22 protein-coding genes and 1 other RNA gene are annotated in these 22354 nt (G+C 38.7%); 16 read left to right on the forward strand and 7 right to left on the reverse strand.

From position 1 onward, the window contains the following. The 3 genes from FW754_RS10945 to FW754_RS10955 form a co-directional block, all read left to right on the forward strand. The coding region (locus FW754_RS10945) for a citrate/2-methylcitrate synthase (RefSeq protein WP_446324659.1) at positions 1-217 on the forward strand (217 nt) is incomplete at its 5' end. An 853-nt stretch (positions 218-1070) separates the two neighbouring features. Further along, the gene (locus FW754_RS10950) at positions 1071-1199 is read left to right on the forward strand and encodes a hypothetical protein (protein ID WP_446324660.1); all 129 of its coding nucleotides are present in this window, start codon (positions 1071-1073) and stop codon (positions 1197-1199) included. A 203-nt stretch (positions 1200-1402) separates the two neighbouring features. Continuing rightward, positions 1403-2437: a metallophosphoesterase gene (locus tag FW754_RS10955; protein WP_446324661.1), complete on the forward strand. Its 1035-nt coding sequence runs from the start codon at positions 1403-1405 to the stop codon at positions 2435-2437. Positions 2438-2521: 84 nt separating this feature from the next. On the opposite strand, the gene glnG is transcribed toward FW754_RS10955, so the two are convergent. Both glnG and glnL read right to left on the reverse strand, forming a co-directional pair. Then, positions 2522-4015, reverse strand: coding sequence for a nitrogen regulation protein NR(I) (gene glnG / locus FW754_RS10960; RefSeq protein ID WP_409510580.1), 1494 nt, complete (start codon positions 4013-4015; stop codon positions 2522-2524). Further along, positions 4005-5111 (reverse strand): nitrogen regulation protein NR(II), encoded by a 1107-nt coding sequence (glnL, locus tag FW754_RS10965; protein ID WP_419346654.1) that lies wholly within the window; start codon positions 5109-5111, stop codon positions 4005-4007. The genes glnG and glnL overlap by 11 nt, the downstream gene beginning before the upstream one ends. A gap of 385 nt (positions 5112-5496) precedes the next feature. Here glnL and rimO point away from each other — a divergent pair, with 385 nt between their 5' ends. From rimO to lpxA, 12 genes are all read left to right on the forward strand, one after another. Further along, on the forward strand, positions 5497-6840 hold the full coding sequence (gene rimO / locus FW754_RS10970; RefSeq protein WP_409510578.1) for a 30S ribosomal protein S12 methylthiotransferase RimO: 1344 nt from the start codon (positions 5497-5499) through the stop codon (positions 6838-6840). A gap of 60 nt (positions 6841-6900) precedes the next feature. Then, on the forward strand, positions 6901-7629 hold the full coding sequence (gene pyrH, locus FW754_RS10975) for a UMP kinase (RefSeq protein ID WP_409510577.1): 729 nt from the start codon (positions 6901-6903) through the stop codon (positions 7627-7629). Positions 7630-7706: 77 nt separating this feature from the next. Beyond that, positions 7707-8261: a ribosome recycling factor gene (gene frr, locus FW754_RS10980; RefSeq protein WP_409510576.1), complete on the forward strand. Its 555-nt coding sequence runs from the start codon at positions 7707-7709 to the stop codon at positions 8259-8261. An 8-nt stretch (positions 8262-8269) separates the two neighbouring features. After that, a complete protein-coding gene (uppS, locus tag FW754_RS10985) occupies positions 8270-9019 on the forward strand; it encodes a polyprenyl diphosphate synthase (protein ID WP_409510575.1) in 750 nt (249 codons plus the stop codon). A 2-nt stretch (positions 9020-9021) separates the two neighbouring features. Further along, positions 9022-9849, forward strand: coding sequence for a phosphatidate cytidylyltransferase (locus tag FW754_RS10990; protein WP_409510574.1), 828 nt, complete (start codon positions 9022-9024; stop codon positions 9847-9849). Next, the gene (ispC, locus tag FW754_RS10995) at positions 9850-11046 is read left to right on the forward strand and encodes a 1-deoxy-D-xylulose-5-phosphate reductoisomerase (protein ID WP_409510573.1); all 1197 of its coding nucleotides are present in this window, start codon (positions 9850-9852) and stop codon (positions 11044-11046) included. It abuts the gene before it with no gap. A gap of 3 nt (positions 11047-11049) precedes the next feature. Then, positions 11050-12405: an RIP metalloprotease RseP gene (rseP, locus tag FW754_RS11000; protein ID WP_409510572.1), complete on the forward strand. Its 1356-nt coding sequence runs from the start codon at positions 11050-11052 to the stop codon at positions 12403-12405. Positions 12406-12447: 42 nt separating this feature from the next. Further along, the gene (bamA, locus tag FW754_RS11005) at positions 12448-15012 is read left to right on the forward strand and encodes an outer membrane protein assembly factor BamA (RefSeq protein WP_419346665.1); all 2565 of its coding nucleotides are present in this window, start codon (positions 12448-12450) and stop codon (positions 15010-15012) included. Positions 15013-15059: 47 nt separating this feature from the next. Then, complete coding sequence (locus FW754_RS11010; RefSeq protein ID WP_409510570.1) at positions 15060-15545, forward strand: OmpH family outer membrane protein; 486 nt, start codon at positions 15060-15062, stop codon at positions 15543-15545. 3 nt (positions 15546-15548) lie between these two features. Beyond that, entirely contained in the window at positions 15549-16619 is a 1071-nt protein-coding gene (lpxD, locus tag FW754_RS11015; protein WP_409510569.1) for a UDP-3-O-(3-hydroxymyristoyl)glucosamine N-acyltransferase, read from the forward strand. Positions 16620-16621: 2 nt separating this feature from the next. Beyond that, on the forward strand, positions 16622-17107 hold the full coding sequence (gene fabZ, locus FW754_RS11020) for a 3-hydroxyacyl-ACP dehydratase FabZ (RefSeq protein ID WP_409510568.1): 486 nt from the start codon (positions 16622-16624) through the stop codon (positions 17105-17107). Then, a complete protein-coding gene (gene lpxA / locus FW754_RS11025) occupies positions 17104-17892 on the forward strand; it encodes an acyl-ACP--UDP-N-acetylglucosamine O-acyltransferase (protein ID WP_409510567.1) in 789 nt (262 codons plus the stop codon). Before fabZ ends, lpxA begins: the two co-directional genes overlap by 4 nt. A gap of 64 nt (positions 17893-17956) precedes the next feature. Here lpxA and FW754_RS11030 read toward each other — a convergent pair whose 3' ends face one another. Then, a complete protein-coding gene (locus tag FW754_RS11030; protein WP_446324662.1) occupies positions 17957-18376 on the reverse strand; it encodes a YbgF trimerization domain-containing protein in 420 nt (139 codons plus the stop codon). 308 nt (positions 18377-18684) lie between these two features. Here FW754_RS11030 and ffs point away from each other — a divergent pair. After that, an RNA gene (gene ffs, locus FW754_RS11035) (signal recognition particle sRNA small type) lies at positions 18685-18781 on the forward strand. A 41-nt stretch (positions 18782-18822) separates the two neighbouring features. Here ffs and FW754_RS11040 read toward each other — a convergent pair. The 4 genes from FW754_RS11040 to FW754_RS11055 all read right to left on the reverse strand — a co-directional run bounded on the left by FW754_RS11040 (position 18823) and on the right by FW754_RS11055 (position 21985). Continuing rightward, entirely contained in the window at positions 18823-19503 is a 681-nt protein-coding gene (locus FW754_RS11040; RefSeq protein ID WP_446324663.1) for a regulatory protein RecX, read from the reverse strand. Between the two features lie 151 nt (positions 19504-19654). Beyond that, positions 19655-20695, reverse strand: coding sequence for a recombinase RecA (gene recA, locus FW754_RS11045; protein WP_409510564.1), 1041 nt, complete (start codon positions 20693-20695; stop codon positions 19655-19657). A 170-nt stretch (positions 20696-20865) separates the two neighbouring features. Next, positions 20866-21306: an RNA-binding S4 domain-containing protein gene (locus tag FW754_RS11050; RefSeq protein WP_446324664.1), complete on the reverse strand. Its 441-nt coding sequence runs from the start codon at positions 21304-21306 to the stop codon at positions 20866-20868. Continuing rightward, on the reverse strand, positions 21290-21985 hold the full coding sequence (locus FW754_RS11055; protein WP_446324665.1) for an HAD-IA family hydrolase: 696 nt from the start codon (positions 21983-21985) through the stop codon (positions 21290-21292). Before FW754_RS11055 ends, FW754_RS11050 begins: the two co-directional genes overlap by 17 nt. Between the last annotated feature and the right edge of the window lie 369 nt (positions 21986-22354).

The raw sequence follows: 22354 nt of genomic DNA on the forward strand, positions 1-22354 counted from the left end.
GTTCTGTAATGCAGACTTCTTCCATGCATCGGCATACCATTTCATGGACATTGCAACCAAGCTATTTACACCAATCTTTGTGATGAGTCGTGTAACAGGTTGGGCTGCACATGTCATGGAGCAACGTGCAGACAATCGTATTATTCGTCCAAGTGCGGATTATACGGGTCCTGAGCTGCGTAAAGTAACGCCAATTGGTGAGCGTGAAGCTGCTTAAGTTTATGAATCTTAAAGACCTCAACTATTTTCATGGTTGAGGTTTTTTTTATGATTTTCTAAATAACTAAATGGTTATTTGGAAAGTAAAATAGGTCTTCAGTGATATAACCTGTTTCTTCTAGAATTGTGAGATAAAATTTGGTTGCTGAATATGCAATTGTGTTGATTCTTCGACTCTTAAAGGGTGTAAGCACTTTTGAATTTTATCAATTTTTTTGTAGAATTGAGTGATATTTTGGTCAGTATCAATTTTTTGAGTTTGCTGGCTAAGATAAGCGATCTGACTTCAATTAATTGAGGGAGTGCTTTAGTTTGCTTTGCTGTACATGCTTTTAAATGATAATAATAGAGTTCGGTAAGCGAACACTTTCATCTTCATAATGGCGTAATCAATAAAGTTTCTGGGCATTTTGATCATAGCCTGAAAATCACAACATTTGCTTGCCACCGACTGTGGAAAAAGTAGTATCTATCGCACTCAAAGCAATAGCAATGAGCATAAAATATCTAATTTTCATAAGTGCTTCTTTTTATATATTGGTGCTATTTTCTGTTGTGCTGAAATTTCTGAAAATTTCAAAAAAAGATATTTTTTTGCTGCGTATTGGATGTGAAAAGATGATGAAATATTTGATTTTTATACGATATTTTATTTTTTTGTTTAGTGGTTTATCTGTTTATGGTATTTAATGCTTGTCATAATAATTGAATATAATCAGTTGGTTTATTGAATTTAAAAATTTATTATCAAAAAAATAAATCGTAATAATGTCATTATGAAGAGTTGAATATAAAACTTTTTTCCGTCCTATGCATTGTGTTTAAATCATCGTAAATCTAGGGAGATGGATGTGGCTGTAAATGGGCTTTCAATTGATGCGTTAGAAGCTCAGTTGAAAGAATTTGAGCCTGAAACTATTATGATTGAACGAGCGATTGAGAGTACATTGGTTTTTAAGTTAGCTAAAATAATCATTTGAATTTTGTCTTAATTCATCCACATATTCATCAGTTAGATGATCAATATTTAGACAAGGTGAGAAATTTAATGAATAATTTTGCATTTCATTTAGATGACTAATGTTTGGAAAATTGGTTAGGTGCAAATTTTTGAAAAGCATCTGCTGTGTGATGAAAACAACTGAATCTGTGTTTGTGGATAAATCTATTGTTAGGGGGATTAATGAACAACGCATTTGTACAGACATTATTCGATGAACCTCTTGATATTGTAGGTGATATTCATGGTGAAATTGAAGCTTTAAATCATTTGTTAGATGTCTTGGGTTATGATGAACAAGGTCATCATCCTGAGCAACGTAAGCTTATTTTTGTGGGTGATTTATGTGATCGTGGGGTAGACAGTTTTGCGGTGATTCAGCGTGTAAAAGCATTGGTTGAGCAAGGGAAAGCTCAATGTGTTTTAGGTAATCATGAATTAAATTTGCTGATTGATGCAAAGCGTGAGGGCAATGGTTGGTTTTTTGGTTCGCCACATGAAGATGATCATAAATCTTTTACATCAAGGCAGATAAATCATCAAGAAAGATTGAATATTTTAAATTTTTTGGCAACTTTGCCAATTGCATTAGAGTCGGAAAAGTTACGCGTTGTACATGCCTGCTGGGATCAAAACTCAATTGATATACTTAAAAGTATGCAAGGACTTGGAACTCGTCAGGCGTATGATCAATTTGTACAAATGACAGAAAATCATGTTCGTGAAACAGGCATTGCAGAACAGGCAAAACGTGAATCGGCGCAATATCGGTCACAGATGAAAAACCCACAAGCAGACATTCCATTTTTACCCTATTTGGCACAGCAAGACCTTGTAGAGCAAATGCATAACCCAATGAAAGTATTGACTTCAGGTGCTGAACTTTTGGTTGATCAGCCTTTTTATGTCGGTGGGAGATGGCGCATGATCGATCGCTCTGCATGGTGGGCGCATTATCAAGATGAAATTCCTGTGATTATTGGGCATTATTGGCGAAATTTTAAAATGACGGATGAGAAAACAGGATTTTTTAAATATATTGATGCAGTACAATGGTTTGGTCAAAAAAAGAATGTTTTTTGTGTCGATTACTCTGTGGGTAAGCGCTATGTTGATCGTCAGTATGATCGGGCATATACAAGTCAATTGATTGCATTACGTTTTCCTGAAAATATTTTGTTGTCTGAAACAGGCGAGCAATGGGAAACGAGCAATTAATAGTGGTTGTTGAACATTTTAGTGAATGTATAAAAATGCCCTGAATCATCAGGGCATTTTTTGTTAAAGTTAAATGATTACAGCTTAATCTGCTAATGCACTTTTACTGCTTTCATCTTCGTCTTCATCTTCTACAGAATCTAGACCAAGCTCTTTAAGTTTACGTGTCAGTGTATTACGTCCCCAACCGAGCAATTCAGCTGCATGACGTTTACGTCCACGAGTTTGTTGTAGTGCCGCATTAATTAAGGTTTTCTCAAACATCGGTGTAGCAATGTCGAGAATTTTCATTTCACCATTTTTAAGTTTTTGAATCGCCCATTGACCTAGCATTTCATCCCAATGATGCAGTGCAATCCGATCAATACCTGTGATCGCTTGTCCAGTTTCATCTACTTTGCTAAGTGGAATTTGTTTGAGTTCTGAAGGTAGATCCTCGGGATACACTTCACGCCCTGTAATCATTACAGTGAGCCAACGACAGGTATTTTCAAGTTGACGCACATTCCCTGGCCAAGGTAGTTGCTTGATGTATTCTTGGGTTTCAAGACGTAAGATTTTCGGACTTACGCCAAGTTCTTTGCCTGCACGGGCAAGGAAATGTTGCGCAAGCATTGGAATATCTTCTGAGCGATGTGCCAATTTGGGTATATGAATACGAATGACATTGAGTCGATGATAGAGATCTTCACGGAAGCGACCATCATGAACCAATTTTTCCAAATCTTGATGTGTCGCTGCGACAATACGTACATCCACTTTGACTGGAATATGTCCACCAACACGATAAAACTCACCATCTGCCAATACACGCAATAAACGTGTCTGTGTTTCAAAAGGCATATCGCCAATTTCATCTAGAAATAGTGTACCGCCATTGGCTTGCTCAAAACGTCCTTGACGTTGGGTATTCGCTCCAGTAAATGCACCTTTTTCATGTCCAAAAAGTTCGGTTTCAATCAAATCTTTTGGAATGGCTGCCATATTCAGTGCAATAAAAGGCTTATTGCCACGAGGTGAGTGGCGATGTAATGCATGTGCAACCAACTCTTTACCTGTGCCAGATTCGCCATTAATCAACACTGTAATGTGCGATTGCGATAGGCGACCAATGGCACGAAATACTTCCTGCATGGCAGGAGATTCACCAATAATTTCAGTTGACTGAATTGGTTGCGTGGTTTTTGCAGATTCTTGTTGTTGTAGCTTATTGATATGCAAAATTGCACGATTCACCAGTGCAAGTGCTTCATCAATATCAAAAGGCTTAGGTAAGTATTCAAAAGCCCCAGTTTGATAGCTTGATACTGCTGACTCTAAGTCTGAGTGTGCTGTCATAATAATGACAGGTAAATCAGGGTAGTTGCTTTTAACCTTTGCTAAAAAGGTTAGGCCATCAATACCAGGCATGCGAATGTCAGTCAAAATGACATCAGGCGCATTATGAGGGAGTTCATCGAGTGCAGATTGTGCTTCTTCAAAACTCGTCACATCAAAGCCTTCTTCCTTGAATGTTTTTTCCAACACCCAACGCATGGCACGGTCGTCATCAATGACCCAGATTTTATTATGTGACATGGTTTGTCTCCCAAGGTAAATAAAGGCTAAATATTGTTTTTCCAGGAACTGATTGACAGTCAATCATTCCATTATGTTGATGCATGATATTTTGTGCGATGCTTAAGCCCAAACCTGTACCACTTGCACGTGCAGTCACGAGCGGATAAAACACCGATTCGATAATATCTTCGGGAATGCCGAGTCCATTGTCTTCAATATCGATACGAAGTGTTGAGCGATGTAATGTGCCATTAATAGTGACCAGTCGCTGAATACGTGTTCTTAAAATGAGTTCAGGCTGATGGTCTACAAAGAAGTCTTTATTTTCAGTCATGGCTTGAATAGCGTTGACGCTGACATTCAACATCACTTGAATAAGTTGATCACGGTCAGCTTTGACTTCGGGTAAAGATAGGTCATAGTCACGTGTGATTTTGACTTTCTTTTTGGTTTGATTTGCTACTAGCGCACGTACACGCTCAAGCGGTTCATGGACATTGACCAATTCGTAACTTGGAAGTTGGCGTGAGCCCAGCATCGTATCTGCTAAATTTCGCAAACGATCGACTTCACTAATAATAATGTCGGTGAATTCTGCATATTGTGGATCATTTAAACTACGAGCAAGCAATTGTGTTGCGCCACGAATACCTCCAAGTGGATTTTTAATTTCATGTGCAACACCACGAATTAGTTGGCGAGCAACTTGATGTTGTTGTATGAGATTTTCTTCTTTAGATATTTTCAACATGCGATCAATTGGATTAAGTTCAATCATCAATAAGGGGTGGTAGGGCTTACCCGTATTGAGTTGTGACACACTATAGTCCACGTGCATGTCTTTAAAGTTAACATTGATGGTTGCTTCACGGCGTGTGTAAGATTGCCCCGTTTTTAATGTATTGAGTAAGGCTTCATAGGTATTAAAGTCGTCATTTGGCGCATGAAGAAGATTCATGACGGGTTGACCCGATGCTCGTAATAAACTGATGTCAAAAAGGGCTTCACAAGACGAGTTCAAATAAAAAATGTTAAGTTGACTATCGATCAGTAAAATCGCGGTGGTCATGTTGTCGACCAAAAGTCTGTAATCGATCGTTGGATATTGATCCATTCGTCCAAAATTCCTGTATTAAAATAGCGCAAAAGCAGTTTGATCTTGCATCCTTTCCTGTTCAATGTGAAAAGCTGATTCAGAAAATTTGACCCGATGTTGGGCGATTGCTGAACTGCTATAAAGCAAAATACACGCCAACTTTTCATTGTTGTTCAAGTTGATCGCTTTTTTTGATAAAAATGAACACTAAGTGTGCTTTTTAATTCCATCATTATATTGAGTATATTCACATTACAATATTTTTGAACTGTTTTGGTGCGAATTGGGTATTTTGAATATACATTGGTTGTATTTTGGTGCGTTATGCAAAGAGTGCCGTTTGCAACTGTTTTTATAATCAGAAAAGTCTTACAATACGCGGAATATAGTGGAGCATAGATTCATGAAGTCCCCCAAAGTCGGTTTTGTATCTTTAGGTTGTCCTAAGGCATTGGTAGATTCTGAACGAATTTTAACTCAGTTAAAAACTGAGGGTTATGATGTTGCATCAGATTATGATGGTGCAGATTTAGTTGTAGTGAATACCTGTGGTTTTATTGAATCTGCAGTGCAAGAATCATTGGATGCCATTGGCGAAGCCATGAGTGCCAATGGTCGTGTTATTGTGACGGGCTGTTTAGGAAAAGATGAAGCGAAAATTCGCGCGATGCATCCAAATGTCCTAAAAGTAACAGGCGCAGCAGCATATCAGGAAGTGATGGAAGCCGTACATGAGTACGTACCAGAGCCACCTAAACATAATCCGTTCATCGACCTTGTCCCTGAACAAGGTATTCGTTTGACACCAAAACATTATGCATATTTGAAAATATCGGAAGGCTGTAACCATCGTTGCACATTCTGTATTATTCCAAGTATGCGAGGTGACCTTGTTTCACGTCCAGTAGGCTCAGTTCTGTCTGAAGCTCAAGCATTGAAAAATGCAGGTGTGAAAGAAGTTTTAGTGATTTCCCAAGATACCTCAGCTTATGGTTTAGATACCAAATATAAGTTGGATTTTTGGAATGGTCAGCCTGTTAAAACTAAGTTTTTTGATATGTGTGAAGCATTGGGTCAATTGGGCATTTGGGTGCGTTTGCACTATGTCTACCCATATCCGCATGTCGATGCTGTTATTGACCTAATGGCACAAGGCAAAATTCTTCCATATTTAGATATTCCTTTTCAACATGCCAGTCCGCGCATCTTAAAATTGATGAAGCGACCAGCCCACAGTGAAAATACACTGGAACGTTTAAAATTATGGCGTGAGAAATGTCCTGATTTAGTTATTCGTTCTACATTTGTGGTCGGCTTTCCAGGTGAAACTGAAGAAGACTTCGTGATGTTGCTGGATTGGCTAAAAGAAGCACAGCTTGATCGAGTAGGTTGTTTTACGTATTCACCGGTTGAAGGTGCAACAGCAAACGATTTACCTGATCATGTTGCTGAAGAAGTTAAACAAGAACGTTATGAACGTTTTATGGAAGTTCAGCAAGCTATTTCGGCTGCGAAACTACAGAAGCGTATTGGTCAAACCATGACTGTATTGGTTGATGAATTAGACGAAGAATTCCCTGTTGCAATTGCACGCTCTTATGCAGATGCACCTGAAATTGATGGCAATGTCTTTGTTGAAGATATTGATAAATCACTGATCAAGTCAGGCGATTTACTTGAAGTTGAAATTACCGATGCAGATGAATATGACCTGTTTGCTAAACTTATTGCTGTAAAAACAGTTTAAGTTTAAGAAATTTTTAAAGATATTCAGATAAAATTAAGCTATAGATTTCGGAGTACACTCATGATGGATTCAAAAAAGCCACGTTACGAGCGCATTTTACTTAAACTTTCTGGCGAGGCGTTGGCTGGAAATAAGGACATGGGGATTGATGCACAAGTGCTTGATCAAATGTCTTTATCTATTGCACACATGGTCGGTTTGGGTGTGCAAGTGGGCATCGTGGTGGGTGGTGGTAATCTTTACCGTGGTAGCCAATTGCAAAAAGAAGGTTTGGTTGGTCGTGTAACGGGTGATCAAATGGGTATGCTTGCAACGGTGATGAATGGTTTGGCATTACGCGATGCTTTGGTACGCCGTAATATTAAAACTCGCTTAATGTCTGCATTACCAATTGGTGCTGTGGTTGAGTCGTACTCAAGTCGTGATGCAATTCGCCATTTAACGCAAGGCGAAGTATGTGTGTTTGTTGCAGGTACGGGTAATCCGTTCTTTACAACCGATACGGCTGCTTGCTTACGTGGTATTGAAATTGAATCAGATTTGATTTTGAAAGCGACTAAAGTTGATGGTGTATACAATAAAGATCCAAGTAAATACGATGATGCTGTTAAATATGACACATTAACTTTCGATCAAGTACTTGATGAAAAATTAGGTGTGATGGATTTAACGGCAATTTGCTTATGTCGTGATCATAATGTGCCCCTGCAAGTATTCGATATGAATAAATCAGGTGCATTGCTTTCTGTAGTGATGGGTGAAAAAGAAGGGACTCACGTTACAAACTAATGTACGTAAGCCTGAAAGCACTTTATACTGCTGAACTTTAATTTTTTGTTTTTGAATGAATAAGTAAGGAAGATCATATGATTAACGATCTGAAAAAAGATGCTGAAGAGCGTATGAACAAGTCTTTAGAATCTTTAGAGCATGGTTTTGCAAAGGTTCGTACGGGTCGTGCGCATCCATCAATCTTAAATGGCGTTATGGTTTCTTACTATGGTTCTGATGTTCCATTGAATCAAGTAGCAAGCGTTGGTGTTGAAGACTCACGTACTTTAGTTGTACAGCCGTTTGAACGCTCAATGGTTTCTACGATTGATAAAGCAATTCGTGAGTCTGGTCTCGGTCTAAACCCTGTGACTTCAGATACAATACGTGTACCAATGGCGGCTTTGACTGAAGAAACACGTAAAGACATGCAAAAAGTTGCACGTAATGAAGCTGAGAATGCGAAAGTTGCGATTCGTAACATTCGTCGTGATGTTTTAGGTGACATCAAAGCATTATTGAAAGAAAAAGAAATTTCTGAAGATGATGATCGTCGTGCAAGTGATGATATCCAAAAAATCACCGATAAATTTGTTGCAGAAGTTGAAAAGCGCCTTGCTGCAAAAGAAGCTGAATTGATGAAGGTCTAAGATTTACAATGACCACATCTGAAGACACGACTCTTCCGAAACATGTTGCCATCATCATGGATGGCAACAATCGTTTTGCTAAAAAGAAACAGTTACAAAAAGGCGATGGCCACCGTGAAGGAAAAAATGTTCTTGATCCTATTGTGGAGCATTGTCGCAAACAAAATATAACTGCACTCACCATTTATGCTTTTTCCAGTGAAAATTGGAATCGTCCACAGTATGAAGTGGATTTGCTCATGAAATTGCTTGAAGAAACGATTCTTGAACAAATTCCTCGCATGATTCACTTTGAAATTGCCTTGCGTTTTATTGGTGATCGCAGTCGACTTTCACCTGAGCTACGTGAATTAATGTTGCATGCTGAACAAAGGACTGCTAATTTTGTTAACATGACGTTAACAATTGCGGTCAGTTATGGCGGTATGTGGGATATCTCAAATACAGCGCGTCAACTTGCACAAATGGTAAAAGATCAAGAGTTAGAAGTTGATCAAATTGATGCTGAACTTTTTGGGCAGCATATTAGTTTGGGTGACTTACCACCTGTTGATCTACTTATTCGTACGGGTGGTGATTATCGGCTGTCGAATTTTTTATTGTGGCAAGCGGCTTACGCAGAATTATACTTTACTCAGACTTTATGGCCAGAGTTTACAGTTGAAGAGCTTGATCACGCATTTGGCGTATTTGCGGGCCGTGAACGACGTTTTGGACAAACATCAGAGCAAATCCAACAACAGAATACAGAGAAATAATAATGTTAGAGCGGATAATAACCGCATTGGTATTGGTCGCGGTAGTGCTGAGCTGTATGTTCGCTACTCCATCACCTTACCCGATGTATGTATTGATGATTCTTATGGCTGGGGCGGGTGGTTATGAGTGGTTTAAGCTCATGCCACGTGATGAGAATGACAGTGTAAATAAGCTTCAAGCAGCAGGCTTTGGTTTACTTACAGCTGGTCTTTCAGGTTTAGCACTTTATTTTGGCGACTTAGCATTATTGCTTTGGGCTGCCTCAATTCTTACTTGGATTGTAAGTGTGCATTGGGTGAAGTCTTATCCAGAATATGATGGTTGGTATAATGCAAGCCTATATGTTGTTGGATTGGTACTGATTACCGCTGCTGTCACTGCGATTTTCAATGTTTGGGAAAGTTCACCTTGGTGGCTCATGTACTTGTTCCTTTTAGTTTGGGGGGCAGACAGTGGTGCATATTTTGTTGGACGTAAATTAGGGCGTCGTAAACTTGCACCTTCAGTTAGTCCAAATAAATCCATTGAAGGTTTATTGGGTGGAATTGTTACGGTTGCCATTATTATTGTGATTGTGCAAACGGTTTACTTGAATCTAACGCTCTCACAACATATTCTTTTTCTGATTTTATCTATTGTTACTGTCTTTAGTTCAGTGCAGGGCGATTTGTTTGAATCAATGATCAAACGTCGTGCTGGAATTAAAGATTCGGGACGTATTTTGCCAGGTCATGGCGGTGTACTTGATCGAATTGATTCTTTACTTGCTGCTGCGCCGATTTTTGCAGCAGGTTTGTATGTTTTAAAACTTATTGGTGTAAATTTATAGATGTCACAATCTGTCAGTATATTAGGTGTTACGGGTTCGATTGGTTTAAGCACGCTTAAAGTTTTGGAGCAACATCCTGACAAATATTCGGTTTTTGCAGTGACGGCGTATAGTCGTATTGAAGAATTAAGCCAAATATGTAAACAGTATAGACCGAAAATCGCGGTCGTGCCTGCTGTAAGAGTAGATGAATTAAATCAATTGCTTCAAGCTATGAATATTCATGATATTGAAATTCTAAGTGGTGAGGAAGGTTTAATTGCTGTTTCACAACATACAGATGTCGATGTTGTTATGGCCGCAATTGTTGGTGCAGCAGGATTGTTACCTACATTAGCGGCTGTTAAAGCAGGTAAACGTGTTTTACTTGCCAATAAAGAAGCCTTGGTGATGTCTGGTGATATCATGATTCAAGAGGCTAAAAAGCATCAAGCATTATTGTTGCCTGTCGATTCTGAGCATAATGCGATATTTCAGTGCCTGCCTCAAAATTATTTACAGATTGAGAAACACGGTGAGCCTTTACTTGGTGTGAAGCAAGTTTTGTTGACTGCTTCAGGCGGGCCATTTCGTGATCATAGCTTAGAACAATTAAAACAAGTCACACCTGCACAAGCCTGTAAGCATCCGAATTGGTCGATGGGACAAAAAATATCGGTAGATTCAGCAACCTTGATGAATAAAGGCTTGGAATTGATCGAAGCGTGTCATTTATTTTCAATTAAAGAACATTTTGTTACAGTGGTTGTGCATCCACAAAGTATTATTCACTCTATGGTTCAATATGTGGATGGTTCAACTTTGGCTCAAATGGGTAACCCTGATATGTGTACGCCAATTGCTCATGCTTTGGCATGGCCGGAGCGTATTCAGACGGATGTGCCACCGCTAGATTTGTTCGTACAATCACGGTTGGATTTTCAAGAACCTGATTTAGTTCGTTTTCCAGCTTTAAAGTTGGCTCGCCAAGCGATGAAAAATGGTGGTTTAGCGGCTACAATTTTAAATGCAGCCAATGAAATAGCAGTTGCTGCATTCTTACAGCAGAAAATTGGTTTTTTACAGATTGCAGAAACAGTTGAATATACGCTCAATCATGTTCAAAATGGTGTTGCAGAAAGTATTGATATTATTTTGCATACAGATCGACTTGCTCGTCAGGTTGCTGAACAGCGCATTTTACAACTGGGAAGCTAAGGCATGAATGTTCTTTTTATCATTGTTGCTGCTATCTTTTTACTTGGTCCATTAATTGCCATTCATGAGTTTGGTCATTATTGGGTTGCTCGTAAATTGGGTGTTAAAGTCTTGGTGTATTCCATAGGCTTTGGTCCTGTTGTGCTTAAATGGACATCAAAAAAATCAGGTATTCAGTATCAGCTTTCGGCTTTGCCTTTAGGTGGCTATGTCAAAATGCTTGATGAGCGTGAAGGCAATGTCAGTGCAGAAGATTTACCTTATGCATTTAACCGCCAATCACCATGGAAGCGTATTGCAATTGTTGCAGCAGGACCATTGGTGAATCTGATTTTTGCAGCATTTTTATTTTGGATTCTATTTCTACCTGCTCAAGAGCAATTGAATACGCGTATTGGTAAAATTCTACCGAATACACCTGCTGCAACGATGCAACTACAAGCGGGTGATAAAATTGTAGCGATTGATGGTACTGAAACACCCAATTGGGAAAAGCTCAATTATGCATTGGTTGATCGTGTTGGTGAAACAGGGCATATCGATTTGCGAGTTGAACGTCAAGGTCAAGTACAAAATTTTGTACTACCGATTCAAGCATTCTTAAAAGATCAAACCCAATCACCTTTTGATGTACTGGGTTTTGTACCGTATCGTCCTGAAATTCCTGCTGTTGTTTTTAAACTCAGTGAAGATGGTGCGGCGATTCGTCAAGGCATGAAAGAAGGCGATAAGATTGTTGCAATTAATCAAGTGCCAATGAAAGATTGGTTTGATGTGGTGGATGTGGTACAAAAATCACCTGAAAAACTTTTGGCGATGGATGTGTTGCGAAAAGGTCAAATTGTTCATTTAAAAGTCATGCCACAGGGTAAACGTGACAATATGGGACAAGTGACTGGTATGCTTGGTGTTCAGGCGCAGACAGGTCAGGTCAATATTCCTGCAGAATATAAGCAAACGATTCAATATAATCCTGCTGAAGCTGCAGTCATGGCAGTTGAAAAAACGGGTCAAATTTCAGCGATGATTTTGAACTCCATGGTGAAAATGGTGCGTGGTTTAATTGGGCTGGATAATCTATCAGGGCCAATTACCATAGCAAAAGTGGCAGGTCAAAGTGCTGAAATGGGTTGGCAAACCTTTATTTCCTTTATGGCACTGATGAGTGTGAGTTTGGGGATTCTAAATTTATTGCCAATACCGATGCTTGATGGCGGTCACTTGGTTTATTACATAATTGAAGCAATACGTGGTAAACCTGTTTCTGAACAAATACAATTGGTTGGTTTGAAAATTGGTATGTTACTGTTGGGTAGCATGATGATACTCGCAATATTTAATGATTTTATGCGTTTATAAACGTTATAGATGGACAATTAACTTTACTGGAAAATAATAGGCATGCAGCGTTCACATTTATTTATGCCACTTGCACTTGTAAGTGCAATGGCAGCTGTACAACACGTATATGCAGCAGACGAATTTATTGCACGTGATATCCGTGTAGATGGTTTGGTTCGTTTGACTCAAAGCAGTGTACTGGCAATGTTGCCAGTCAGTAGTGGCGGTCGCATTTCAGATCCTATTATTGCAGACTCAATTCGTACGCTTTATGCAAGCAATATGTTTGATGATATCAAAGCCAGTAAAGAGAATGACGTATTGGTGTTCACTGTTGTTGAGCGACCAGTTATTTCTAAAATTAACTTCAAAGGCAATAAGCTGATTCCAAAAGAAGCATTGGAAGAAGGTTTAAAGAAAATGGGTCTTGCTGAAGGTGAGGTGCTGAAGAAGTCTGCATTGCAAACTTTGGAGACTGAACTTGAGCAACAGTATTCACAGCAAGGTCGTTATGATGCCGATGTGAAAGTTGAAACAATCGCGCGTCCAAATAACCGTGTTGATTTAGATATTAACTTTAACGAAGGTAAACCTGCGAAAGTTTTTGATATCAACGTGATTGGTAATACAGTCTTTAAAGATGATGAGATTAAACAGGTCTTCGCTGTAAAAGAAAGTGGTTGGTTGTCTGTTGTATCACGTAATGATCGCTACGCTCGTGAGAAAATGGCGGCAAGTTTAGAGTCTTTACGTGCACTGTATTTGAATAAGGGTTATATCAACTTTGACATTAATAGCTCAAATTTGAATATCAGTGAAGATAAAAAGAATATCTTCATTGAAGTTTCAATACACGAAGGCGAGCAATTCAAGTTTGGTGAAACTAAGTTTTTAGGTGATGCGCTATATAAACCTGAAGAGTTGAAAGCCTTACAACTTTATAAAGATGGTACAACTTATTCGCAAGAAAAAGTGAATGCTGTTAAGCAGTTATTGCTTCGTAAATATGGTAATGCAGGGTATTACTATACTGAAGTGAACGTTGTTCCTGAAATTAACAATGAAACTCATGTGGTTGATTTAAATTTTTATATCAACCCTGGTCAGCAAGTGACAGTACGCCGTATTAACTTCTCAGGAAACACTAAAACGGCTGATGAAGTATTACGTCGTGAAATGCGTCAAATGGAAGGTGCATTGGCAAGCAATGAAAAAATTGATTTGTCAAAAGTCCGTCTAGAGCGTACGGGTTTCTTTAGTAAAGTGGATGTTAAACCTGTACGTATTCCAAATGCACCCGACCAAGTCGATTTGAATGTTGAAGTTGAAGAGCAACATTCAGGTACAAGTACTTTAGCGGTAGGTTATTCGCAAAGTGGTGGTATTACCTTCCAAGCAGGCTTAAGTCAAACCAATTTCTTGGGCACAGGTAATCGTGTTGCTATTGATCTTTCGCGTTCAGAAACACAAGATTATTATAACTTAAGTGTAACCGATCCATATTTCACGATTGATGGTGTGAGTCGTGGTTACAATATGTATTACCGTAAAACCAAACTGGATAATGACTATAACGTTAATAATTACGTTACAGATAGCTTTGGTGGTGGTTTGACTTTTGGTTACCCAATTGATGAAAACCAGAATGTCAGTGCAGGTTTAAACATTGACAATACTAAAGTGACCACAGGTCCATATGTTTCGACTTATGTGCGTGATTATCTGTTAGCAAATGGTGGCAAGAAAAACCATGAAACGAGCTATTGCCCGACAGATGACAATGGTAAGTCGCAAATGCAGGATATCACTGAGAAAGATCCTGTAACAGGTAAGGATGTGATCACGGGCGTTAAATGTGCTGTGGAGGAAATTCCTTACGGTGATGAGTTTGAGGGTGAGTTTTTAACCTATAACTTAAACTTAGGTTGGTCTTATAACACATTAAACCGTCCAATTTTCCCGACCTCAGGTATGTCACATCGTGTAAATGCTGAAATTGCATTGCCGGGTAGTGATGTTGAATATCAGAAACTAACCTATGATGCACAAGCTTATTTCCCATTAGGGCGTGATTTTGTATGGCGTGGTTATGGTAAGTTAGGTTACGGTAATGATTTACCATTCTATAAAAACTTCTATGCTGGTGGTTATGGTTCAGTACGTGGTTATGATAACAGTACGCTTGGACCGAATTATCCGGGCGTAACGTATAATGAACGTCATACTAAAGATTACGATCCTGAGGAAGTGGGTGGTAATGCTTTGATTCAGTTCGGTACTGAAATTGCACTACCTGTTCCATTTAAGGGTGATTGGGCTCGTCAAATTCGTCCTGTGATTTTTGCTGAGGGTGCACAAGTTTTTGATACGAATTGTAGTACCGCGCAAGGCACTTTATATCTTCAGGGTGATTCGGAAGGTTCAAAAGATCCAGGTGTCGATGCAAAACAATATTGTAAAGATAACTTTGACTTCGATTTAAGTAATATGCGTTATAGCGTAGGCGTAGGCTTTACGTGGATTACGATGATTGGTCCATTATCACTGAGTTATGCATTCCCATTGAATGATAAACCAGGCGATCAAACCAAAGAAATTCAGTTTGAAATCGGCCGTACTTTCTAAGTGCGGTCATCCGATTACTGTTTTAATGTATAACTAAAGGAATGATGATGAAAAAAATGAAAGTTGCATTATTAAGTTTGGCGATGGGTATTACAGGTTTAACACATGCTGCGGGTTATGGTGTTGTTGATATTGAAAAAGTGGTTGAAAGTAGCACGTATTTGAAACAACAAAATGCAGCGCTTGAGCAAACAGTAAAACCACAAACGGCTAAACTTGAACAAATCACCAAAGATATTGAGGCATTAAAGCAAAAAGCTCAGGCTCAAGGTGCAAATGCGCAGCAAATTAATGCGCAGTATCAAGCGAAAGTGACTGAATTCCAAACGATTCAACAAAGTGTGCAAACAAAAGTTCAGTCTACAATCCAAAATACAAATTCCGTATTTGAAACACGTGTAAAGCAGGCTGCTGAACAATTGCGCACTGAAAACAGTCTTGATCTTGTATTGAACAAGAATACAGTGATTGCATTTGACTCGAAGTATGATTTAACTGCTAAAATGATTCAAAAGGTTAATGCAATCAAATAAGCAATGAAATCCAATCGTTTTCAGCTTGATGAATTGGCTCAGCTCGTTAGAGGTGAGTCAATTGGTCAACACAATCTTGTACTTGAAAATCTTGCCAGTTTAGAACAGGCACAGCCCCATCACATTGCGTTTGTGAATGGTGAAAAATATATAGAGGCAGCACAAGCTTCAAAAGCAGGGGCATTAATTATTCCTGCTGTTTTACAGTCAAGACTGACAGCTCATCAAAACTTTATCATTGTTGATAATCCTTACCTCGCTTTTGCGATGCTGACGCATGCATTTGAAATAAAAGTACAAAAACGTGGTATTGAAAGCACTGCACAAATTGACCCTTCTGCTATTGTTGCTGATGATGCCTATATTGGGCATTACACGGTGATTGGTGAAAATTGTGTGGTTGGAGCAAATACGATTATCCAATCGCAAGTTAAAATAGATGATGGTGTAGAGATTGGTAAGGATTGCTTTATTGATTCACATGTCACGATTACTGCTGCGAGTAAATTAGGTAATCGAGTGCGTATCCATGCCAATACAGTCATTGGTGGAGAAGGGTTCGGCTTCGCACCTTATCAGGGAAAATGGCATCGTATTGCACAATTGGGTTCGGTTCAGATTGCAGATGATGTCCGAATCGGCTCAAATTGTAGTATTGATCGTGGTGCTTTGGATGATACGATTTTAGAGCAAGGTGTAATTATTGATAACCTTGTGCAAATCGCTCATAACGTCAAAGTTGGTGCACACACTGCGATTGCTGCGAAGTGTGGTGTCGCAGGAAGTAGTACGATTGGCAAAAACTGCGTGCTTGCTGGTGGTGTCGGTATCGTTGGTCATATTTCATTGGCTGATAATGTGACAATTACAGGAATGTCAATGGTCACAAAAACTATTTCTGAAGCCGGATCTTATTCTTCAGGAACAGGTTTGTTTGAATCAGGACAATGGAAACGTACCGTGGTTCGCCTTCGACAATTAGCAGATGTGCCATTGACCCGAATTGTGAAAAAGCTTGATGATATGCAAACTCGCATTGAGTCTCTTGAAACAACTTTAAAGTCGCGTAAATAATTATGTCTGAGTTAAAATCATTACCATTTGCAGTACCTGAACTTCCTATGCAGGTACAGACCATCCGTGAGTATCTTCCACACCGTTACCCATTTTTATTGGTTGATCGTGTGACTGAGGTTACTGAAAATGCCATTACTGGTTATAAAAATGTTTCTATTAATGAAGAATTTATGCAGGGACATTTTCCAGGCTATCCAATTATGCCGGGTGTACTGATTGTTGAAGCGATGGCTCAGATATCGGGTGTGCTTGGTTTTATTATGAATGGCGAAAAGCCACGTCCAGGTTCATTGTTTCTTTTTGCGGGTGCCGAAAAAATACGATTTAAAAAACAAGTCGTACCTGGTGACCAACTCGTGCTAAAATCAGAATTACTCATGCAAAAACGTGGCATTTACAAATATTTATGTACTGCCAGTGTAGACGGCGTGGTTGCAGCAACCGCTGAAATTATCATTTCTCATCAGAAATTAGAGCAGGCATGAGCAATAAAGATTTAATCCATTCAACTGCAATTATTGACCCATCAGCCGTGATTGCGGCTGATGTTAAAATTGGGCCGTATTGTATTATTGGTCCCAATGTCAGCATTGGTTCAGGTACACAGCTCCACTCACACGTTGTTGTGGGTGGGTATACTCGAATTGGTGAACACAACGAAATTTTTCAATTTGCCAGTGTAGGTGAAGTTTGTCAAGATTTAAAATATCAGGGCGAAGAAACTTGGCTTGAAATCGGTGATCATAACAAAATTCGTGAACACTGTAGTTTGCACCGTGGTACTGTGCAAGATAAAGCATTGACTAAAATTGGTAGTCATAATTTATTGATGGTCAATACACATATTGCACATGATTGTGTGGTGGGTGATCACAATATTTTTGCTAACAATGTCGGTGTAGCAGGGCATGTTCACATTGGTAGTTTTGTTATCATTGGCGGTAACTCAGGTATTCATCAATTCTGTAAGATTGATTCTTACAGCATGATTGGTGGTGCATCATTGATTTTAAAAGATGTTCCTGCTTATGTGATGGTGTCAGGCAATCCTGCACATGCATTTGGTATGAATGTAGAAGGTATGCGCCGTAAAGGTTGGTCTAAAAATACAATACAAGGTTTGCGTAGTGCATTTAAGCTGATTTATAAATCAGGATTGACTACAGATCAAGCGATTGAGCAAATCCGAGCAGAAATTTTGCCAGAAGTTGCAGAAGTACAGTTACTTATTGATTCGTTGACTAAGTCAGAACGTGGTGTTGTACGTTAAGCACGGATACAAAATGGATTAAAATAAAAAAGACATCTTTAAGATGTCTTTTTTATTTGGCTGTTTATTTATTAGGTACAGTTGGAACTGGACTAAGTGGAATTGTTTGTTGTGGAGCTGTCGTCATTTCTTGAGTAACTTCAGTTTTAGGCTCAGTTGCTTCTTCTTGTGCTGTATCACTATCTGGATCTAGGCGTTGGTTGAGAAGTTCTAAGCGTTGATCTAAGTCGGTATATTTGCTCGTAAGTTCTTTAGTTAGCTGTTCAATGGCATAATCTTGTTCTTCAATTTTGCCTCGTAATGCACGGACTTGATTTTCAAGATTCTGATTTTTTTGTAATAAATCCCAATTCATATTGCTATTGTTTGGGGTGTTGCTATTAGAGGCACTTAATCTGCTTAATGAGTTAGATTCAATCGGAACAGCATAAAGTGTCGCTGCGCTGAGGAGTGAAATTGCGAGTAAAGCATGCTTTCTGAGCATAATGAAATCCATCTTGAACTACAGATACGTATTTACTTATTTTTGATAAGGGGACGCATCAAAATAATATGATGAACTCATTTAAAACGGCTCTGCCTTGAATTGCAAGTGGCTTTTACAATGTCGCCATATATTGGTTTAAATCATGGATGTGATGTAATCGAAATCGGGGAAACATACTCATTTAAGCTGTATAAATTAGATTTGGCGAATAAATACTCAAACGAATGAATAACTTGCTTAAAATTAAAATACGCACTTGCAAGATGTAAAAAAATCTCTATACTCTCTTCTTGTAATGGTAGCCCCGCTGGTGGCTTCGCAATTGTAATCTGAGAACCCCGCCAGGACCGGAAGGTAGCAACGGTATCAGAACTATGATGTGCCGGAGTTTTGCTAGTGGGGTTGCCACCATAATTAAAATAATATTTATATTTGCTCTTAATTTATTCTTCTCTTCTTGATATTGCTTTCATAATCGCATCCATTTCAAAACCTCGATATTGTAAAAAACGGATTTGTTTTGCTTTGATTTTTGGATCTTTACTCACTTCTGTACCGTATTTTTTTACTTTGAGTTGATAGGCTTCTTCATACCAATCAATTTCGTTCATATCGTGTTTGGCAAGCTCGCTATCAATACTTTTTGCTCTGAGCGCTAACTTGATTCGATTTGGACCTTTTCCTTTGCGTATTTGGCTTCTTACGAGCATTTCAGCAACACGTTGATCGCTTTGGTAATTCTCTCTAGAAAGTTCATCTACAAGCGTATTTACTTCATCTCGATTTTCAGCATATAAAGCGAGTTTTTCAATTAAATCTTTTTTTGAGTATTCTCTACGGGTCAATACAGCAAAGGCGTATGAGCGCAGGCGAGTGCCTGTAAGTCCTATTTTTTGTGCTTGTGTGGAGGTATTATCTTGAGCATTAGAGTCAATATCAGAATCATTGCTATTCTGAGTCTGTTGGCGTAGAAATCGCTTATTGTGCTGATTGGCTTTAAATCGTAAAGCATCTTGATCTAAATTTTCTTCATTGGTTGTTGAAACATGCTCAGGATGCGCTTCTCCAAACTGTTGTTTGAGGGCATCATAATCAATAAGTTTAGTAAATTTGGATTCGGTCATGTCTATTCAAAAAATTTAAAAAGTGTCTTTCATGTCAAGTGTAACGCTGAACGGAAAGGGTAAATGCATTATTCTGCATTAAATAGGTTTGGTATATAAAAAACGCCCCGAAGAGCGTTTTGTATTAATTGTTTAGATTAATGGTGATGATTTAAGCATCAAGAAATTCAGGTTCTTCTTCATCTTTTTCATCAGTAGGTATTGCAGTCGTGAGTAGCTGTTCACGAATGAGTTTTTCTAACTCTTCTGCAATGTGTTTATTTTCTTCAAGGTGACGAATCACATTATTTTTACCCTGACCAATTTTTTCGCCTTTGTAAGAATACCAAGCGCCAGCTTTATTGACCAATTCTTGTGAAACGGCAAGATCAATTAATTCACCTAAATGGTTTACACCTTTACCGTACAAAATTTGGAATAATGCTTCACGGAATGGCGGCGCCATTTTATTTTTCACAACTTTAACGCGCGTTTCAGAACCAACAATTTCATCGCCTTCTTTAACTTGACCAATACGGCGAATGTCCAATCGTACAGAAGCATAAAACTTAAGAGCGTTACCACCTGTTGTGGTTTCAGGGCTACCAAACATCACGCCAATTTTCATACGAATTTGGTTAATGAAGATCACCATACAGTTTGAGCGCTTTGCATTACCTGTAATTTTACGTAGTGCTTGGCTCATCAAACGAGCTTGTAAGCCCATGTGTGAATCACCCATCTCGCCTTCAATTTCAGCTTTTGGTGTGAGTGCTGCCACAGAATCGACAACAATCATGTCAATTGCACCTGAACGTACCAACATGTCAGCAATTTCTAAAGCCTGCTCACCATGATCGGGTTGAGAAACCAATAGGTTGTCAATATCGACCCCTAATTTACGGGCATATTGTGGGTCAAGTGCATGTTCAGCATCAATAAAGGCACATGTGCCACCTGCTTTTTGACATTCAGCAATCGCTTGTAAGGTCATGGTTGTTTTACCTGAAGATTCAGGACCATAGATCTCAACAATACGACCTTTCGGTAAGCCACCAATACCAAGTGCAATATCAAGCGTTAAAGAGCCTGTAGATACTGCTTCAACTGCTTGTACCGTATTGTCACCTAAACGCATGACGGTGTTTTTACCGAACTGTTTCTCAATTTGGCTGAGTGCTGCGTTCAGTGCCTTACTTTTATTATCATCCATCTCGTAACCTCAAAAACGATGTATATCACTAATAACTTAAGTGGATGTCTTAGATTCAGTCTTTGTCCACGACAGCCATAGTGACAGAAAAAACTTTTCTCTTCTATGTTTATTTGGATTGTAGCGACATGATGTGTCGCACTATCTGCATGCCTGATTTAAGTCTGGAACTAGTCATCCAAATACGACCATTGTTGGTCAAATTGCTGATCATTGTCCTGTTTAAACCTGTTGATGTCGCGACGGTCTTTTTTACTTGGACGATGTTCGGGTCGAGCAAGATTATGCAATTTTCTCTGTGAGGAAAGCAACTCACGACGAGCAATACTAACTTCAGTTTCTTCATAAAGTTGTTGGGCAATGGGTGCACCACCACGTACCGCTGATAATGCCTTAATTTGCACCGTTTTTTGCTCAAAGCCTTGGCGAATTGTGAGTTCCATACCGACACGAATTTCTTTTGAAACTTTTACACGCTCACCATTTAAGTAAACTTTACCGCCTTCGATAGCATCTTTTGCAATGGAGCGGGTTTTAAAAAAACGCGCTACCCAAAGCCATTTGTCTACACGCATCGATTCCGTTACAGGTGATTCAGGCTGTTTTGACATTGAATTCCTTTTGAATAGTAATTGAGGTTTCAATCAGTGGGAGTAGTTCGGTAAGATTTTGAATTGCAGGGTAATTTAAATCATGAGCTTGGCGTGCAGCACGACCACTTGAAGGTTGTACAATGGTAATGAGTTGGGTGATTCCAAATTTTTCAGCACCTTGAAGCACTTTTTCAGTGTCATCAATCATCATTGCATATTGTGGATCAAAATCATGTTTTTGCTGCAAAATTTCCCAAAACTCTACAAATTCTTTGGAATAACCGATTTCTTCACTACTAATCATGACTTCAAAATAAGGGCTTAAATCAATATTTTCAAGTTTGAGTTGTAAACCCGCCTGATCTGCATTGGTCAGTAACCAACAGCGATAGCCATGTTGTTTTAATTGTTCTAAAAGTTCAAAACAGCCCGGACGAGGTGCAATCTTTTCTTGATTGTCGTATTGCAGTTTCAGTACATCGACTTCGACTTTTTCTGTCCAATATTTAGAGGAATACCAACACAGCGTGTGATTGTGTTGTTGGTAGAAGGTATGAAGTATTTCTTTGCTTTCTTCAAGTGTACATTGATGTGTTTCGGCATGACGTTCAGGTAAGCGAGTATTCCAAATTAAATCGTCAAAAGCTAAATCGAGAAGGGTACCATCCATATCGAACATAAGGATAGGTTTCTGCATTTAAAATTCTCCAATGGTTTTTAAAGTTCAAATAAATTCGCATAAGCCTTATAAAATAAAGGAATTTTATGAAAATTCACCTAATCTAATCTATTCAAATATTTTCAAAGTTTAACAAAGATCTTTACGTTACAAACATATTTGTGTACATAATTTTATCTTCTCACTCTCACAAAATGCTCATACATGTTGATGAGGTGTCAGAACAAAAAATACTTCGTCATCCTTCTACATAAGAAGGTAAATAATCATTTCTTTTAATCGTTTTATGTCGCTCATTATTAATCCAATAAATTATTAAAGTGAATTTTACTCAGTATTGACTTAGATTAAATCATTTTTATTCATGTATTAGTTCATGTATCTTTA

This window comes from Acinetobacter sp. 1207_04, from assembly GCF_052850415.1.

Coding starts and splice junctions, on each gene's coding strand:
- FW754_RS10955 (WP_446324661.1), top strand. CDS start 1,403: ATGAACAACGCATTTGTACAGACATTATTCGATGAACCTCTTGATATT.
- glnG (WP_409510580.1), bottom strand. CDS start 4,015: ATGTCACATAATAAAATCTGGGTCATTGATGACGACCGTGCCATGCGT.
- glnL (WP_419346654.1), bottom strand. CDS start 5,111: ATGGATCAATATCCAACGATCGATTACAGACTTTTGGTCGACAACATG.
- rimO (WP_409510578.1), top strand. CDS start 5,497: ATGAAGTCCCCCAAAGTCGGTTTTGTATCTTTAGGTTGTCCTAAGGCA.
- pyrH (WP_409510577.1), top strand. CDS start 6,901: ATGATGGATTCAAAAAAGCCACGTTACGAGCGCATTTTACTTAAACTT.
- frr (WP_409510576.1), top strand. CDS start 7,707: ATGATTAACGATCTGAAAAAAGATGCTGAAGAGCGTATGAACAAGTCT.
- uppS (WP_409510575.1), top strand. CDS start 8,270: ATGACCACATCTGAAGACACGACTCTTCCGAAACATGTTGCCATCATC.
- FW754_RS10990 (WP_409510574.1), top strand. CDS start 9,022: ATGTTAGAGCGGATAATAACCGCATTGGTATTGGTCGCGGTAGTGCTG.
- ispC (WP_409510573.1), top strand. CDS start 9,850: ATGTCACAATCTGTCAGTATATTAGGTGTTACGGGTTCGATTGGTTTA.
- rseP (WP_409510572.1), top strand. CDS start 11,050: ATGAATGTTCTTTTTATCATTGTTGCTGCTATCTTTTTACTTGGTCCA.
- bamA (WP_419346665.1), top strand. CDS start 12,448: ATGCAGCGTTCACATTTATTTATGCCACTTGCACTTGTAAGTGCAATG.
- FW754_RS11010 (WP_409510570.1), top strand. CDS start 15,060: ATGAAAAAAATGAAAGTTGCATTATTAAGTTTGGCGATGGGTATTACA.
- lpxD (WP_409510569.1), top strand. CDS start 15,549: ATGAAATCCAATCGTTTTCAGCTTGATGAATTGGCTCAGCTCGTTAGA.
- fabZ (WP_409510568.1), top strand. CDS start 16,622: ATGTCTGAGTTAAAATCATTACCATTTGCAGTACCTGAACTTCCTATG.
- lpxA (WP_409510567.1), top strand. CDS start 17,104: ATGAGCAATAAAGATTTAATCCATTCAACTGCAATTATTGACCCATCA.
- FW754_RS11030 (WP_446324662.1), bottom strand. CDS start 18,376: ATGCTCAGAAAGCATGCTTTACTCGCAATTTCACTCCTCAGCGCAGCG.
- FW754_RS11040 (WP_446324663.1), bottom strand. CDS start 19,503: ATGACCGAATCCAAATTTACTAAACTTATTGATTATGATGCCCTCAAA.
- recA (WP_409510564.1), bottom strand. CDS start 20,695: ATGGATGATAATAAAAGTAAGGCACTGAACGCAGCACTCAGCCAAATT.
- FW754_RS11050 (WP_446324664.1), bottom strand. CDS start 21,306: ATGTCAAAACAGCCTGAATCACCTGTAACGGAATCGATGCGTGTAGAC.
- FW754_RS11055 (WP_446324665.1), bottom strand. CDS start 21,985: ATGCAGAAACCTATCCTTATGTTCGATATGGATGGTACCCTTCTCGAT.